The 15,783-nt window shown below is 47.3% G+C and carries 15 protein-coding genes; 10 read left to right on the forward strand and 5 right to left on the reverse strand.

Annotated elements, in window-relative coordinates; translation table 11 throughout:
* Positions 1 to 148 precede the first annotated feature (148 nt).
* From ABID13_RS06860 to ABID13_RS06900, 9 genes are all read left to right on the forward strand, one after another.
* Positions 149 to 1,171 carry a zinc-dependent alcohol dehydrogenase family protein gene (locus ABID13_RS06860; protein WP_048930544.1) on the forward strand — a complete coding sequence of 341 codons (1,023 nt, stop codon included), beginning with the start codon at positions 149 to 151 and terminating at the stop codon, positions 1,169 to 1,171.
* A 235-nt stretch (positions 1,172 to 1,406) separates the two neighbouring features.
* The gene (locus ABID13_RS06865) at positions 1,407 to 1,844 is read left to right on the forward strand and encodes a MarR family winged helix-turn-helix transcriptional regulator (RefSeq protein ID WP_007864737.1); all 438 of its coding nucleotides are present in this window, start codon (positions 1,407 to 1,409) and stop codon (positions 1,842 to 1,844) included.
* Positions 1,845 to 1,858: 14 nt separating this feature from the next.
* Positions 1,859 to 3,601 carry an ABC transporter ATP-binding protein gene (locus tag ABID13_RS06870; protein WP_045092177.1) on the forward strand — a complete coding sequence of 581 codons (1,743 nt, stop codon included), beginning with the start codon at positions 1,859 to 1,861 and terminating at the stop codon, positions 3,599 to 3,601.
* Positions 3,598 to 5,451: an ABC transporter ATP-binding protein gene (locus ABID13_RS06875; RefSeq protein ID WP_007864731.1), complete on the forward strand. Its 1,854-nt coding sequence runs from the start codon at positions 3,598 to 3,600 to the stop codon at positions 5,449 to 5,451. The genes ABID13_RS06870 and ABID13_RS06875 overlap by 4 nt, the downstream gene beginning before the upstream one ends.
* A 69-nt stretch (positions 5,452 to 5,520) precedes the next feature.
* Positions 5,521 to 6,150, forward strand: coding sequence for a hypothetical protein (locus tag ABID13_RS06880; RefSeq protein ID WP_007864728.1), 630 nt, complete (start codon positions 5,521 to 5,523; stop codon positions 6,148 to 6,150).
* Positions 6,151 to 6,250: 100 nt separating this feature from the next.
* Positions 6,251 to 6,973 (forward strand): response regulator transcription factor, encoded by a 723-nt coding sequence (locus ABID13_RS06885; RefSeq protein ID WP_048930545.1) that lies wholly within the window; start codon positions 6,251 to 6,253, stop codon positions 6,971 to 6,973.
* A 110-nt stretch (positions 6,974 to 7,083) separates the two neighbouring features.
* Entirely contained in the window at positions 7,084 to 8,070 is a 987-nt protein-coding gene (locus ABID13_RS06890; protein ID WP_227161334.1) for an ATP-binding protein, read from the forward strand.
* 100 nt (positions 8,071 to 8,170) lie between these two features.
* On the forward strand, positions 8,171 to 8,956 hold the full coding sequence (locus ABID13_RS06895; RefSeq protein ID WP_048930477.1) for an ABC transporter ATP-binding protein: 786 nt from the start codon (positions 8,171 to 8,173) through the stop codon (positions 8,954 to 8,956).
* Positions 8,940 to 10,976 carry an FtsX-like permease family protein gene (locus tag ABID13_RS06900; protein WP_045092175.1) on the forward strand — a complete coding sequence of 679 codons (2,037 nt, stop codon included), beginning with the start codon at positions 8,940 to 8,942 and terminating at the stop codon, positions 10,974 to 10,976. Before ABID13_RS06895 ends, ABID13_RS06900 begins: the two co-directional genes overlap by 17 nt.
* A gap of 165 nt (positions 10,977 to 11,141) precedes the next feature.
* Here ABID13_RS06900 and ABID13_RS06905 read toward each other — a convergent pair whose 3' ends face one another.
* The 4 genes from ABID13_RS06905 to ABID13_RS06920 form a co-directional block, all read right to left on the reverse strand.
* Positions 11,142 to 12,194 carry a tyrosine-type recombinase/integrase gene (locus ABID13_RS06905; protein ID WP_048930478.1) on the reverse strand — a complete coding sequence of 351 codons (1,053 nt, stop codon included), beginning with the start codon at positions 12,192 to 12,194 and terminating at the stop codon, positions 11,142 to 11,144.
* Between the two features lie 851 nt (positions 12,195 to 13,045).
* Positions 13,046 to 14,089, reverse strand: coding sequence for a replication initiation factor domain-containing protein (locus ABID13_RS06910; protein WP_048930479.1), 1,044 nt, complete (start codon positions 14,087 to 14,089; stop codon positions 13,046 to 13,048).
* A 224-nt stretch (positions 14,090 to 14,313) separates the two neighbouring features.
* On the reverse strand, positions 14,314 to 14,562 hold the full coding sequence (locus ABID13_RS06915) for a hypothetical protein (protein ID WP_048930480.1): 249 nt from the start codon (positions 14,560 to 14,562) through the stop codon (positions 14,314 to 14,316).
* A gap of 261 nt (positions 14,563 to 14,823) precedes the next feature.
* Entirely contained in the window at positions 14,824 to 14,994 is a 171-nt protein-coding gene (locus ABID13_RS06920; RefSeq protein ID WP_156200135.1) for a hypothetical protein, read from the reverse strand.
* A gap of 215 nt (positions 14,995 to 15,209) precedes the next feature.
* On the opposite strand from ABID13_RS06920, the gene ABID13_RS06925 reads away from it, so the two are divergent.
* Complete coding sequence (locus ABID13_RS06925; protein WP_048930481.1) at positions 15,210 to 15,395, forward strand: hypothetical protein; 186 nt, start codon at positions 15,210 to 15,212, stop codon at positions 15,393 to 15,395.
* Between the two features lie 223 nt (positions 15,396 to 15,618).
* Here the strand turns inward: ABID13_RS06925 and ABID13_RS06930 are convergent, their stop codons facing one another.
* Positions 15,619 to 15,750, reverse strand: a complete 132-nt coding sequence (locus tag ABID13_RS06930; protein ID WP_270279530.1) for a hypothetical protein — start codon at positions 15,748 to 15,750, stop codon at positions 15,619 to 15,621.
* Positions 15,751 to 15,783: the final 33 nt, after the last annotated feature.

Below are 15,783 nucleotides of genomic sequence, written 5' to 3' on the forward strand. Positions count from 1 at the left end.
GCCCCAGTTCCCACGTCCCTGTTCCCACGCAAAAAGAGATTGACATTACATCCCTCCCGTGTTATTGTTTATTCAGATAAGCAAAGTACTTTTGTATAAGTTATTTTTCAAACTGTTTTATGATGAAAACAGGGAAAGGAATGTTTGGATGAAGGGAAATTACTTTTTAGGGGACAAAAAGTTCCGGCTGGATGAGATCCCTGTACCGGAAACAGGGGAACATGATGTGCTGATCCGCGTTGCCGCCTGCGGTATCTGCGGCACGGACGTACATATTTATCACGGGAGCAAAGGTTCGGCCGAAGTGCATCCTCCGGTGATCCTTGGACATGAACTGGCCGGGGTTGTGGAAAAGACAGGCAGCGCCGTCACCACGGTAAAGCCGGGAGACCATGTCACTGTGGATCCCAACAGCTATTGCGGCAAATGCCATTACTGCAAAATTGGGAAAAAACAGGTCTGTGAAAGCCTCTACGCAGTGGGCGTCAACAGGGACGGCGGTTTTGCCCAGTACTGTGCCGTACCGGAGACGCAGTGCTATCAGCTTGACAAAGAAATCCCCTTAAAGTACGGCGCCATGACAGAGCCTTTGGCCTGCTGTATCCACGGGATTGACCGGATCGGTCTGGTGCCCGGCAACACTGTCTGCGTTATCGGGGGCGGTGCCATCGGACTTATAATGGTTCAGCTGGCAAAACTGTCAGGCGCTTCCAAGGTGGTTTTAAGCGAGCCGGTGTCCATGAGGCGTGAGATCGGAATGAAAGTGGGTGCGGACGCGGTCATTGACCCGGTGCACGAGGAGATCGGACAGCGGCTGACAGAGATCCTGGGAACGCCGGGAGCTGACGTTGTCATCGAGTGCGTGGGAATACCGGCCGCAGCGGAACAGGCGTTTAAAGCAGCGGATAAAGGGGCTGTCATTCTGCTTTTCAGCGTACCCAGTCCCGGTTCCACCTACGCCATGCATCTGGAGGAGATCTTCCAAAAGGAACTGACCATTGTGGGGTCCATCATTAATCCGGATACCCACGGCCGCGCTGTCGCCCTTATTAACAGCAATGCCATTCAGCTGGAGCCTCTGATCACCCATTTATTTCCGCTGGACCAGCTGGAACAGGCGATCCTGGCACAGCAAAGTTCAGAATCCATTAAGGTGATCGTTGAACCATAACACATAATCGAACAGAAATCCACTTGGTCAAAGGACCTCCGCTTTCCCATATCTGCACCCATACGCAGACATGGGAAAGCGGAGGTCCTTTTATATTTATCCTATCCCGCCTTATACGGTGTATATAGTTTATAAAATATTCAGAAATCTTTCATTGACATTGCAGTCAGTGCTATGATAGTATAGTCCACACAGTGAATAGTAAAATATACGGACTAATCGAGGAGGATAACCTATGAACCATCCAAGCGTGAGAGAGCAGTTACGACAGTTTTTTGATATTATGGATTCCATTGAAGACCTGTATGAAACCTACGCCAAATCAGTGGGGCTGACCTATGCCGGCCTTCTTGTGCTGGATATCATATATGACACGCCTGAAAACTGCACCCAGAAATTCATCTGCGAACAGCTCCATTTTCCAAAGCAGAGCGTCAACCAGCTCATACGCGGACTGTTGGACAACGGTTACGTGGAGATGAAGGAAATGGACTTTGACCGGCGCAATAAGGTTATCAAGTTTACCCCATCCGGCCAGGAGTACGCAGACCAGGTAATGGGGCGCCTGATGGAGGCGGAAGAGGCTGCCATGGGTCAGCTTTCCTTTGAACAGAGACAGGGGCTGCTCCAATTGCTGCAGATCATGAAACATGGTTTTGAGAAAAATATATAAAGGAGAATTATTTAATGCTAAAACTAATGGTTTTTTTGAAACCATACAAAAAATGGACTGTTTTTATGTTCCTGCTCCTGTTCATTCAGGTATTGGGAACCCTGTATATTCCAACCCTTACCGCAGGTATTGTTAACAGCGGGATCGTGGCAGGCGATCTGAACTATGTGCGTGAAACCGGGGTTTTTATGCTGGTTGTCGCCTTATTCACTGCAGGCGTGTCCATTGGAGGCACCTACATTTCCACCTATATTGCAACCGGGATGGGAAGTGATATACGCAAACGCTTATTTTTCAAAGTCCAGTCATTTTCCGCAAATGATTTTAACCGGTTTGGTGCAGCTTCCATGATCACCCGCAGTACCAGTGATGTGGTCCAGATCCAGCAGGCATTTTCAGCCCTGGTCCAGATGCTGCTTCCCGCTCCTTTCATGACCATTGCCGGGCTGATCCTGGCTTTTTCCAAGAACAGGCTCCTGGCCTTCATCATATTGGGGCTTATGATGTTCCTGATCGCTTTTTCCGCAATTGTGATCACCAGGGTAACCCCTATGTTTGAACATCTCCAGACCCTAATGGATAAGATCAACCGTACGGTCAGGGACAATATCATCGGCGTAAGGGTGATCCGGGCCTTTAACCGTACCGGCCATGAAAAGGCAAGGGTGGATCAGTCTTTTGCAGATTACGCCAAAATTGCCATAAGAGCCAACAAGTTTTTTGCCTGCGTACTTCCCATGGTCATGGGTGTAATGAGCCTGTGCACCCTGCTGATCCTGTGGTTTGGCGGGAAACAGGTGGCTGCCGGAAACATGCAGATCGGTGATATCATGGCGATCATTGAGTATGCAGTGCTGATCCTCATGTATCTGATCATGGGGGTTGCCGTATTTGCCATGGTGCCCAGGGCCCAGGCCTGTGCACAGCGCATCAATGCGGTTCTTGATATGGAGCCCGAAATCTCAGACAACGTTGTTTCAGGCAAGGTCGTGAAATTAGAGGATCCCGTTTCCCATGGGGAGGTGGAGTTTAGAAATGTCACATTCCGCTATGAACACGCGGAGGAGGATGTACTCCATGGTATCAGCTTTTCCGTCCGCAAAGGCCAGACCACCGCAATCATCGGGGGGACCGGCTCCGGCAAGTCCACCATTGCCAGCCTGCTGATGCGTTTTTATGATATACAGGAAGGCAATATACTGATCAAAGGAAGAGACATACGGGAGTACGGTCAGCGGGAACTGAGGGATATGATCGGCTATGTGCCCCAGAAAGCGTTCCTGTTCAGCGGGACCATTGCCGATAACCTGCGCCATGGAAAAAAAGATGCCACGGACCTGGAAATGCACCATGCAGCCGCCATTGCCCAGATTGATGATTTTATCCGTGAACATAAAAAGGGCCTGGATGCTCCCGTATCACAGGGGGGCGGCAATTTTTCCGGCGGACAAAAACAGCGTCTGTCCATTGCAAGGGCTGTTATAAAAGAACCGGATATCTTCCTGTTTGACGACAGCTTTTCCGCCCTTGATTTTAAGACGGATGCAAAGCTTCGCAAAGCGTTAAAGCAGGAAGTAAAGGAGAGTGCTGTTATCATTGTGGCACAGAGGATCAGTACCATTACCGATGCGGACCAGATCATTGTTCTGGATGAGGGCCGGATCGTTGGAAAGGGTACCCATGAAACATTGATGGCAGACTGTTCCGTGTACCAAAACATTGCCCAATCCCAATTAAGTCAGGAGGAATCCGCATGAGTGAGGAAAAAGACATCCTGGAAAGCCAGAGTTCCATTGAATTGTTTGGGGATGAAATGTCGGCTGACCGGGCCCAAAATATCAAAGGCACGGCAAAACGTTTTTTCAGGGATCTGATGAAACAGAGAGCCAAGATACTGGCAGTGGTTCTCTGCATCATAGCCGCCGCCGTGTTTAATATCATCACGCCTGCCCTGATCGGCCAGGCCATCAACCAGATTTATGACGGCATAAAGAATGCCGTATCCCAGGGCACCGCCTTCCAGGTCAACGTGTCCACCATGGGTAAGATCATATGGGTGATCGCAGTGCTTTACCTGTTCAGCGCCCTGTTCAGTTTTCTTGAACAGTATATCATGGCCAGCATTTCCCAGGACATCTCCCTGTCCATGCGCAGGTCCATCAGTGAAAAACTGAACCGGCTGCCTCTTTGTTACTATGATACCCACAAGAAAGGAGATATCCTGAGCCGTGTCACCAGTGACCTGGAAAAGGTGGCGGACACATTGCAGGAAGGCTTAAGCCAGCTGATCACATCCGTGGTGACCATTGCGGGGGCATTTATCATGATGATGGTGATCAGCCCCTCACTGACCATGATCGCCCTGGGCAGCATTGTGGTAAGCGTGGTCACAGCAGCCCTGATCTCCCTTAAAACCAACCGGTATTATGCAGCGAACCAGGCTGCTCTGGGGGAGTTGAACGCCAGCATTGAGGAGGCATTTACGGGAAATGCCATTATTAAAGCATTTAACCTGCAGGATGAAATGGTAAAAACCAATGACGAACTCAATGACAAGCTGCAGAAGGAATCCACAAAGGCACAGTTCATCACCTACGCCATCACGCCCCTGGTGCGTTTTCTGGGGCAGATCGGCTATGTCATCATTGCTGTGCGCGGCGCTGTATCCGTTATCAGCGGCACTATTACAATCGGTGAAATCCAGGCCATCTTCCAGTATATCAATCAGATTACCGAGCCGGTTACCCAGCTGTCCTATATAATAAACCGACTGCAGGGTGCAATCGCATCAGCGGAGCGGGTTTACCAGATACAGGATGAACTGGAGGAGATACCGGACACTGCCAAAGAACAGCTGCTGCCGCAGCCAAAGGGAAATGTTTCCTTTGAACATGTACGGTTCGGATATCACAGGGACAGGATTTTAATGGAGGATATCAATATCTCGGTCCGGGCAGGAAGCAAGGTGGCCATTGTGGGGCCAACCGGAGCAGGCAAGACCACCCTGGTAAATCTGCTGATGCGCTTTTATGAACTGCAGGGAGGTAAAATAACCATTGACAATGTCAATATCAATGAAATGAGCCGCAGGGAGCTGCGTTCCATCCTGGGTATGGTTTTGCAGGACACATGGCTTTTTAACGGAACCATTGCGGAGAATATCGCATACGGGCGAAGCGGGGCAACCGGTCCGGAGATCCGCCAGGCAGCAAAAGCAGCCAGGATCGACCACTTTATCCGTACCCTGCCCCAGGGTTACCAGACCATGGTGGATGATGAGCTCCTTGGCATGTCCGTGGGACAAAAGCAGCTCCTTACCATTGCAAGAGCCATACTCGCGGACCCGTCCATCCTGATCCTGGATGAGGCCACCTCCAGCGTGGATACCAGGACAGAGATCGAGATACAAAAGGCAATGGGGAACCTGATGAAGGGGCGGACCAGTTTTGTCATCGCCCACAGACTTTCCACCATACGGGATGCGGATCTGATCCTGGTCATGCGGGAGGGCACCATCATTGAACACGGTACCCATGACGGCCTAATCAGGCAAAGAGGGTTTTACGCGGACTTGTACAACAGCCAGTTTGCTGCAAAAGCTTCGTAAGTTTTAAGAGAATTACCCCTTTTCACAGAAGCTGCAAAATGATAAGATAATGTAAAAAAGGAGTTTTGCATGTTTCCAGTGAGTACCTATGAGGAAATCGTTAAAAAAGAACGGGAATTAAACGAAAAACATATTATTGTCCTGCTGTTTGTCCGTCCCAGCCTTCCGGGAGCCCGGGAAATCGTGGAGGAGTTCAGCTATCTTTATTATAACTCCAGCAGGTACTGCTCCATCTATGCTGTGGGATATACCAATGACCCGGAGACAGGCGGCGGCTACCGGAAGGTCTATGAGATCGGCAGCAGTGCGTGGTATTACAGCGACAGGGTATTTGTGGATTTTAAAAGGCAGCTGGAGCGGCGCCTGAAGTGGAGGTACAGCGGGGAGATCGAGGCTATCATCCTTCAAAGCAACCCGGATGGGAGAGAGATCCTGAATTTTCAAAATTATGTGGCCATTGACGTGAACTACGGGATCAGGAACGGGTATCTGGATTCATTCTCACGTTTTATGGAATCCCTGGTGCGGTATTCCGAGGTGCAGGTAGAAGCCGCCCAGGTGGTAAAGGATCTCAGGAAACAGACATTTCATCTGGGTGATATGATGGGGGAGGCCATTGAGGAAAGCAAGCGGATTCCGGGCCCCTTAAAACGGATTCTAAAGGACCGCTTGTTTTACCGGACCTCCCGGTCTTATTAATCCGTGTACGCTCGGATTGATCCGTGTACGCTCGGGAGCTTACCGGCCCCCATCTTTGCATCTGATCTTGCCGGAGTACACACCCATGTTTGGAGGAAGCATGTATCATATATTGATCGTAGAAGATGACAACACCATAACCAATGTTCTGAAACGCACACTGGAAAAGTGGAATTACCAGGTGGCGGCAGTCACTGACTTCAGCCGCGTCCTGGAACAGTTTGAACAGACAGCGCCGGATCTGGTCCTGCTCGATATTTCGCTTCCCTTTTTTGACGGCTACTACTGGTGCGGCCAGATCCGCAGACTAAGCCAGGTGCCTATCATTTTCATATCCTCTGCCTCGGATGATATGAACCTGGTGATGGCAGTAAATCTGGGGGCGGATGATTTCCTGGCCAAGCCCTTTAAGCTGGAAGTGGTTTTGGCGAAAATACAGGCGCTGCTGCGCAGGACCTATACATTTAATGAACAAAAGACCGTACTGAGAGCGGGTGCTGCTGTCCTTAACATAGGAGACGGATCCCTGGCCTCAGGCAGTGGAAAACTGGATCTGACCAAGAATGAACTGCGGATCATGAAATGTCTGATGGAGCAGAAAGGCCGGGTGGTATCCCGGGACAGCATCATCCGGTATTTGTGGGAGAGCGAACATTTTATCGATGATAATACCCTTACCGTTAATATGACGCGTCTTCGCAAAAAACTGGAAAGCATCGGGTTAAAGGGACTGATTGAGACAAAAAAGGGACTTGGGTATCTTCTGTCTGAAGCAGGAATCTGCAACGAGGCAGCTATGGGGCAAGAGGAGGTAAGGTCATGATCTCCCTCTTTTTTTCGTATTGTAAAGAACGCACACCCTTTCGTTTTCCAATGATCCTTCTCCTTCTAGTCACTGTAATCTGGTGGCTGCAGGACCTTCCGTGGCAATCCATGACATATATCCTCCTGCTCAGTTCAGCCTGTGTACTCACCTGCACGATCCTGGATTTCTTAACCGATCTGCGAACCTGCCGCAGGATCCGGGAGCTGACGCTTCAGGCGGAGAATGGACTATTTCTGCCTCCGCTGCCTGCCAAAGATGAAGATGGCAGGAATGAAGAGAAGAAAAATGAAGGGGACAAAAATAAAGGGGGCCTTGAACAAACAGGAGTCCCTGCCGGTGGAAAAGATGAACAATGGATCCATCTGGTCCGTCTCTGGCAGCAGCGCTGCAAGGAGGAAAAGGAGAGGAGCAGGGAAGAAAAGCAAAAGAACAGCCGATATTATACTCTATGGTCCCACCAGATCAAAACACCGGTCTCCGCCATGAATCTGCTGCTTCAGGAGGATCAGGTGGACCGCCAGGCAATGGAGCAGGAGCTGCTGAAGGCTGAACAGTATGTGGATATGGCGCTGCAGTACCAGCGTCTGGACCAGGCCGGCCGTGACCTGGTATTAAAGGAATACAGCCTGGATTCCCTGGTCAAAAAAGCAGTCCGGCAATGCGCCCCCATTTTCATCTATAACAAGACCGCGGTCCATCTGGAGCCGTTAAAGGGAGCCGTGCTCACTGACGAAAAATGGTTCCTGTTTGTCCTGGAACAGATTCTGTGCAATGCCATAAAATACACCCGGCAGGGGGACATACGCATCTATGTAACCGGATCTGAGCATATGGCTGCCTCCGGCGATTGGGCCGGGTCTGAACTGGTGATCGAGGACAATGGCATAGGTATACGCAGGGAAGACATCCCCAGAGTGTTTGAATGGGGGTATACCGGATATAACGGACGGCAGGAAAAACGTTCAACAGGCATTGGCCTGTTCCTCTGCCGCCAGGCCATGGAAATGCTTGGACAGACCATCCGCATCGATTCCCGGGAAGGAGAGGGGACGCGGGTATATCTCGGCTTATCCGGAAGCCTTTCAAAAATGTAAGGTTCAAAGGGAAAAATGTAAGCTGCTTCTATGGCAGCTTTTTTCCATGCTTTCTATAATAGGAGACACAATACAGATACAGGAAAGATTGGAGGTAACTATGTCTCTTTTGGAAGTCAGACACTTAAAGAAAGTATATACCGCCCATTTCGGCGGTGTGAAGGCAGTGGCCCTGGCAGATATTGAGTTTTCCGTGGACCGCGGGGAATACGTGGCCATCATGGGAGAATCCGGTTCCGGAAAGACCACCCTGTTAAATATTCTGGCAGCCCTGGATAAACCCACTTCAGGCAGCATCATGCTGGATGGAAAGGATATGTCAAAGATCCCGGACAGCCGTATGGCCGCTTACCGCCGGGATAACCTGGGATTTGTGTTCCAGGATTTTAACCTGCTGGACACGTTTTCAATCAAGGATAATATTTTCCTTCCCATGGTTCTGGCAAGAAAGGATTACCATGAAATGGAGGAACGCCTTGCGCCTCTTGCAAAGCAGCTTGAAATTGAGGACCTTTTGGAAAAATTCCCTTACGAGGTATCCGGCGGACAGAAGCAGAGGGCGGCAGTGGCCCGCGCTTTGATCACAAAGCCGCGGCTGCTTCTGGCAGATGAGCCCACCGGAGCCCTGGACTCCCGGGCAGCAGACGGACTCCTGCGCATTTTTAAGGCAGTGAACCGTTCCGGACAAACCGTATTCATGGTAACCCACAGCACCAGGGCAGCCAGCCATGCTGGCCGTGTACTCTTTATCAAAGATGGGATCATCTTCCATCAGCTCTACCGCGAAACCTGCACCAATGAGGAAATGTACCAGAAGATATCCGACACATTAACGGTTCTGGCCACCCGCAAAAGAGGGGAGGAACGTGATGAACAGCGTGCATAACTTCCTTTTCTATCCAAGGCTGGCCCTCACCAATATGAAAAAAAACGCAAGTATCTACAGACCCTACCTGCTGGCTGGCGGCCTGCTGGCCGGGCTTTTATATGTTCTGGATTCCGTGGGGGTCATGGTGGAAAAAAGTCAGATGGCCGGCAAGGATATTATGCAGGTGATTGTTGAAATCTGTGGAAATATCTGTATGTTATTTGTTTTCCTGATCCTGTTTTATATCAACAGCTTTGTGATGAAACGAAGAAAAAAAGAATTCGGCCTGTTCTGCGTCCTCGGCATGGAGAAAAAGCACCTTGGCTTTGTTCTGTTCTGGGAAGTGCTGATCGGATTGACCGCCAGTCTTTTGTCAGGTATCATAATAGGCGCCTTGTTCTCCCAGGCCATGTTCCTGCTTTTGCTAAAGCTGGTGGAACTGCCCGGAAAACTGATGTTTACCATCCCATTCCAGTCGGTGGGCAGGACCTGCCTGATCTATGGGACTGCATTTTCCATTGTCTTGGTGTATGATCTGATCAGCGTGTCCAGGGCAAATCCCATCCAACTTTTAAAAAGCAGCGAAACGGGAGAGCGGGAGCCAAAAACCAGATGGTTTATGGCAGCTTCCGGCACAGCAGCCCTGGCGGCAGGGTATGGGATCGCCATCCACACCCGGACTGCTTCCGGTGCGCTCCATTTCTTTTTTCCCTCCGTCATACTGGTCATGGCCGGGACCTATTGCCTGTTCCAGGCGGGCAGTGTGGCAATCCTGAAAACCCTGCGCAAAAAGAAGGATTTTTACTACAAACCGGAAAACTTTGTGGCTGTATCCGGTATGATCTACCGCATGAAGCAGAATGCGGCAGGCCTTTCCGGCATCTGTATCCTGTCCGCCGCAGTACTCATTACCCTTTCCACCTGCGCAAGCTTATATGTTGGGGAGGAGGATATATTAAGGAACCAGTATCCCAGGGAAATCTCCCTGTATGCAGGGGCAGAGAACGCTGAATCTTTGCCTTCCGGCGTTTTGGATCATGAAAACGCCCATCAGCCCCAACAGGTACCGGAAGCCATCCGGTCAGCGGCCCGCAGCCTGGCCCTTGAACATAACTGTGAACTTGAAAACATGATGGATTTCTATCAGCTTTCCTTTAATGCAGACTACAATGGGAACCGGATCAGGGCAGTCCGCGGCTATGATCCGGGCACGCTTATGGTTTACGTCCTGACCCTTTCGGATTATAACCGGAACAATGACGGAAATGCGATCCTGGCTCCCGGTGAGGCAATGTACTACGCGCCTGCCGTGACCCTTGGAGATTCGGTGGATCTCTGCGGCCTGGGTTACCGGATTGCCGGGCGTTTGGAGGAATTTGATATAACTCAGCTGCCGGGTTTTGCAACTCCCAGAGATCTGGTGCTTTTGATACTGCCGGAGTTTGCCGACTTACAGGATCTTGCCCGTTCAAGCCGCGGGATTCTGGGAGAGGAGGACGGAAACCGCATCCAGGTCAGCTATCACTGTTTTTTTGACCTGAAGGGGCCGGCCCAGGGACAGGCCGGATTCCAGGCGGAGTTTAAGGACAGGATTCCAGGCATCACCAGAGGAATTGCAAGGGACCAGATACGGACAGAGTTCTACCAGCTGTACGGAAGCATCCTGTTTGTGGGCATATTCTTTATTGCGCTGTTCCTTACCGCCACGGTAATGATCATCTACTATAAACAGATAACAGAAGGCTACGATGACAGGGAGCGGTTTCAGATCATGGAAAAAGTGGGCATGAGCACTGCTGAGGTGAAGAACACCATCACAAGGCAGGTCATGATGGTATTTTTTCTTCCCCTGGGTATGGCGGTTATCCATATTATCGTAGCATTTCCCGCCATGTGCAGCCTGCTGTCCATCTTCAGCATGTATAATACACGGTTGTTTGCTGCATTTACGGTCGGCTCCGTGCTTGTGTTCGGGGCAGTATACCTGTTTGTTTACCGGTTGACAGCAAGGACTTACTTTAAGATTGTACAGGAATAGGTTTTGTGGCTGCCTGCTGCTAAAAAAGGGGATTTTCATTTAAAAAAAGGGATTTTCATTTCACACTTGTGATTTGAGAATCCCCTTTTTGCGGTAAAATAAAACTGCAATTACATTTACACTGTTGGCCTTTCCAAAAAAGTAATTGTTTTATTAGGACAATTCCTACTTTTCCCGAAGCCTTACTTTATTGCGGGCGCTGCGTCTGCGTTCATCCTCCAGAGCAGCGTAATGGCGCTTGGTCGTATTTACATCCGAATGTCCAAGCACATCTGCCACCAGATAGATATCACCGGTCTCACGGTACAGATTTGTTCCATAAGTACTGCGCAGCTTATGAGGGGTTATGGGTTTTAAAGGTGACACGGTCCTGGCGTATTTCTTTACCAAATTTTCCACACTCCTCACAGCCATCCGTTTACGCTGGAGGGAGAGGAAGAGAGCATCCTCGTGCCCCGCTTCCGGAATAATGCGGTCCCGTTCCTCCAGATAATCCAGCAGTGCATCCTCCACCTCTGTGCCGAAATATACAGTAACCTCTTTCCCGCCTTTCCTGTAAATACGGATACCGCCGTTTTTAAAATCAATATCAGAAATATTGAGCCCCACACATTCGGACACGCGGATACCGGTTCCCAGCAAAAGAGTCAATAATGCCAGATCCCTTACTTTTGTCTTCAGGTGGTAACTTTTCTGCTTGTCTGTGAGCTTAGCCCCCTGTTCCACCTCATCCAAAAGAAGAGCAACCTCATCCACATCAAGGCGGATGATCTCTTTTTCATGAAGTTTGGGAAGCTGCACCAGGGCGGCCGGATTATTTTTAATCCGCTCATTTCGGTAATAATAATTATAGAAGCTTTTCAAAGAGGAGATTTTACGCATGATTCCCCTTTCTTTATTCATAACCTCCTGGTTTTTTTCATTAAATCGATACTTAAGGTATTCCATATACTCTTCAAAATCCGTCACGGAAAGCTGATCTAAATGTTCAAGGGTAATATCCATGATCTCTTTTTTGGCAAGAACGGGATTTTCCTTGTGGAGGAAATCAAAAAAAACATGCAGGTCATAGGCATATGCGATACGTGTCCTGGATGAAGTCCTTGGCTCGATCCCCCGGAAAAAATCCCCGCAAAAGGGCGGTAAGTCCTTAATCAAATGGCGAAGCTTTAATATATTTTCCCTGTCTATCTGTTCATGATAGGATAAATTACTCATATTATAAGAACCTCCTTTCACCAGGAACGATTATCTGACATTACTGGTCTGTTTTATATTCTAGCCTTATAAATCATTGATTGTCAATTATTATTTAGAATATAATATTAAATGTTGGTTTGTTGAGGGCAGGAGAGGAGAATGGATTGATTTTTCGCGGTTTAGTTTACATAAATATTTTATGTAAACTGTTGTATGAAATTGTCAACAATCATGAATGAAGGGCGGAAGAGAAGGAGTTTGATTAATTGTGATAGGGTATATTATGGATTTTATCAATTATGCCCTTGATTCAATTACGATTTGGTTCCTATGAGAGTAAAAGAGAAATTGCAGCCGGCCATATAACTACATTGATTTGTTAATTATTTAACATATTTGAAAATATAATTATTTCTATACACAAAAACCTTATATAAAAAGCATAAAGCTTGTACAATAAGGAATCGATCAGAAACCAGGAGATATTGAAGATGCTCCTGGATATAATTATAATGGATATAATATATAAAAGGAAATACTCAGCGATACCTGGCCAAGTTCCAATGGATACCTGGCAGGATTGTGTTTCGGATGCTGTATGAGCAAGTGTTAGGGGAAGAGACTATTTATTATTGTACATATGGCGATTCGGCTGAAATGACTGTAATTTAAGATGTTATCGGGATATCGTTGCGTTTATGCGACATTGCGGCATTATTCCTTTCAACTATTCGTTAAACGGTTCAATGTTTCGCGAAAACGAATTGCAGTGGTAGTTGCAATGTGTGCGACATTCATTTTCCCGTAGGAGCACACATGTCTGCAACTATTTGCGAAACAGTAGTTTAACGAGATAGTTGTAATCTATATCAACTACCCAATTCACCCATTGCCATTTTATATAATGATTTATTCATACGATTTAAACCATTCTCCAAGTTATCTTCCACAAACTCAAGACTTCCACCATCAGACAGGATGACAGCAGCGAGAGTGGGCATAACTTGTCTTTTTATCCAAGTCTTTTTTTCGTCCATGGTCTTTTCATATTTGGGGACGGTTATTTTAAGGGAAGATATTCCATCCATAAAATCTGCCCAAACAGGATATGTAGTACAGCGTGAACGATTAATATCATCAAGTTCAACCATCCGCATGTAATGTCCAAGGACACCAACAGCAACCGCGCCTAGAGGGATTCCAGACGTAAGCATTTTAGATACGCTAACCGCCCGGTCATTCTTTAACTCAAGCTCCCAGCGTACCCAGGAATTATCGATATGAGTACCAGAAACGGACAGCTTTCGATTACGTTCCAACTGCTTATCGTATACCCTCAGAAATATGTCACTAGTACGACTACCGAAGTACACTGTATGGCCTGTTTTCCTACCTGAAACCTCAGATTCAACCACGTTGCGCATGTTGCGGAATTTTGAAACAATCTGGGCATTCCCATACAGACCACACACATCATCTGTGGTAAAGTAATTACAGCCGATATCATCTATTGCTACATCAATCCTAGTAACATGACCATTGTCCCGTATACGTTCCAGGAGAGCCACCATAAACGTACTATCAAAATCTATATCATACCCTTCACCAAACGGGGTATTTACTTTCAACGTTTCCGAAAAGCTGCGAACAAACTCGCCTATGGCAGAGCCAGCCACATCTACATGTATCCCCATGTCTGAATTGCCATCACAGAGTACACTAAGCGAGTAGCCGTTAAGCCTAAACATTGTTTTATAACCGCGTGCACCTTTCGGCATCCGTGTGAAATCATCCATCACGTAACCGAACATATCCAGCACATCCACCACATCAGCCGTTGACGTGACCGTAAACGACAGCCAATCAACAGATACAATCAACCCGTTATCCAGGGTTATTAAGTTTCCTTCCATTTCAACCCCCACTGTATTTAGTACCCCCGTATTACCCTACGGGGGTTTTACAAGCCATCCCTAGCCAGGGATAACACAACGTAGATAAACCACGTAATGACGAATCAAAACCGCTGGCTGGCCTGGCACTTAGAGTGAACAAGGAAATGCGGATATTGTCCGCAAAAAGGGGCTGGCTGAACCAGGATAGAACAACCAGCTAAAGGAGAAATGCAAAAAACCAATTACTGCTTACAGATAGCCAAATCACACACATAGCCACGGTTATTATATTCAACGTCAACCATTGTACCCGGACGAATATCAGCAACAGCCTTAATATTCAGGTTATCACTAACAAAGATAGAAGAAACAGATTCCCCTTCTACCTGGGCATCCTTGAAAGAGGAATGAAGCGTTACCCCCTTTACCGGATTACCAGTTTTACGGCTTACATAATCAACAGACTGAATACCTAATACTTTAACTTTCATAATAAACCTTCCTTTCAATATTCTATTTTCAACGTACCGTCCAGGGCGTTTCCATCAACCTGGAAGGGCAGTATCTCTGCCTAAATACAACCGTCAATTTCTCAATAGCCATTGACAAACAAACCGCTTAAACATGTAAAACAGATATTTTGGCGGGTCTATCCAAACCCAAACTCTATGTAACCTTCACTCAGCTTTTATACGGACTTGTGACCGTTATCCAATAGGGCAGTAGCTTTAAAGGGGAAGGGGCTAGGCCCCTTACTCAATATCTGTTTCGTCTAAAAATAACACTTTTTTTAATCTGTTAAAAGCACATGCAATCCCCAATACATCATCAGGCGCATTCATACCCTGCATCACATAAGTCATATAATTATCCATTGCTTCATCATACATTTTGTCAAAAATTGCTTTCTCTTTCTTTGTCATCATTTTCCCCTTTCAAAACGTTAATTCATTTGTTATACTTATTTTGATGAAAGTCCCATTCTCACTACTACATTGTATGTTCTTGTTGCTATGGGACTTATTAACTTTGTAACTATAATATAGCACACTTGTGACATAGTGTATATTGGCACTTGTGACAAAGTGTATATTAATTTTTTGTGCACTTGTGACACAGTGTATAAGAGGAAACCAAAATGGGAGATTTCAACAAACAAAAGTATGATAATCAATACGCAAAAGAAAATTACGACCGATGTATATTTAATGTTCCCAAAGGCCAGAAAGCCGTGATAGAAGCCCACTGGAAAAAACTAGGATATAAATCACTTAACGCCTATGTAAATGACTTGATAACAAAGGACATGACTACAAGAAAATAAAATTCCTTCCCCAGCAATTCCATACAGTTGCAGGGGGGGGGGTATATTTTGACGATTTTTTTGCGGATTATTTACGCAACACTAATGTGGAAATATACGGCACACGTATGTGTAATTGGTATACTTATAATCATCATAAAGGCCATATACAGAAGCCTAAACAAAAAAGACTAGACAGCCCCGGACCCCGGCAAAGCCTGGGGATCCGGATGCTCACACTCAATTACTCAATCCCTAAAAACGGTATCTTACGAAGTATGAACATAGTAAACTTCCACACATGTTCAAAGTTGACGACAATCAGCAGGACAGGCAGAAGTATCTTTACCATGGACATATCTATAAATACCCCCATGATGCCAACGGCCCCCTGTAAACAGGAAAATAA

It is taken from the genome of Enterocloster citroniae, assembly GCF_040545455.1.
Lineage (GTDB): Bacteria > Bacillota > Clostridia > Lachnospirales > Lachnospiraceae > Enterocloster > Enterocloster citroniae.

Excerpts from the sequence above, each read along its gene's own strand:
- ABID13_RS06880 (WP_007864728.1), top strand. The coding sequence starts at position 5,521 with ATGTTTCCAGTGAGTACCTATGAGGAAATCGTTAAAAAAGAACGGGAA.
- ABID13_RS06895 (WP_048930477.1), top strand. The coding sequence starts at position 8,171 with ATGTCTCTTTTGGAAGTCAGACACTTAAAGAAAGTATATACCGCCCAT.
- ABID13_RS06900 (WP_045092175.1), top strand. The coding sequence starts at position 8,940 with ATGAACAGCGTGCATAACTTCCTTTTCTATCCAAGGCTGGCCCTCACC.
- ABID13_RS06885 (WP_048930545.1), top strand. The coding sequence starts at position 6,251 with ATGTATCATATATTGATCGTAGAAGATGACAACACCATAACCAATGTT.
- ABID13_RS06925 (WP_048930481.1), top strand. The coding sequence starts at position 15,210 with ATGGGAGATTTCAACAAACAAAAGTATGATAATCAATACGCAAAAGAA.
- ABID13_RS06905 (WP_048930478.1), bottom strand. The coding sequence starts at position 12,194 with ATGAGTAATTTATCCTATCATGAACAGATAGACAGGGAAAATATATTA.
- ABID13_RS06915 (WP_048930480.1), bottom strand. The coding sequence starts at position 14,562 with ATGAAAGTTAAAGTATTAGGTATTCAGTCTGTTGATTATGTAAGCCGT.
- ABID13_RS06910 (WP_048930479.1), bottom strand. The coding sequence starts at position 14,089 with ATGGAAGGAAACTTAATAACCCTGGATAACGGGTTGATTGTATCTGTT.
- ABID13_RS06870 (WP_045092177.1), top strand. The coding sequence starts at position 1,859 with ATGCTAAAACTAATGGTTTTTTTGAAACCATACAAAAAATGGACTGTT.
- ABID13_RS06860 (WP_048930544.1), top strand. The coding sequence starts at position 149 with ATGAAGGGAAATTACTTTTTAGGGGACAAAAAGTTCCGGCTGGATGAG.
- ABID13_RS06920 (WP_156200135.1), bottom strand. The coding sequence starts at position 14,994 with ATGACAAAGAAAGAGAAAGCAATTTTTGACAAAATGTATGATGAAGCA.
- ABID13_RS06930 (WP_270279530.1), bottom strand. The coding sequence starts at position 15,750 with ATGGGGGTATTTATAGATATGTCCATGGTAAAGATACTTCTGCCTGTC.
- ABID13_RS06890 (WP_227161334.1), top strand. The coding sequence starts at position 7,084 with ATGACATATATCCTCCTGCTCAGTTCAGCCTGTGTACTCACCTGCACG.
- ABID13_RS06865 (WP_007864737.1), top strand. The coding sequence starts at position 1,407 with ATGAACCATCCAAGCGTGAGAGAGCAGTTACGACAGTTTTTTGATATT.
- ABID13_RS06875 (WP_007864731.1), top strand. The coding sequence starts at position 3,598 with ATGAGTGAGGAAAAAGACATCCTGGAAAGCCAGAGTTCCATTGAATTG.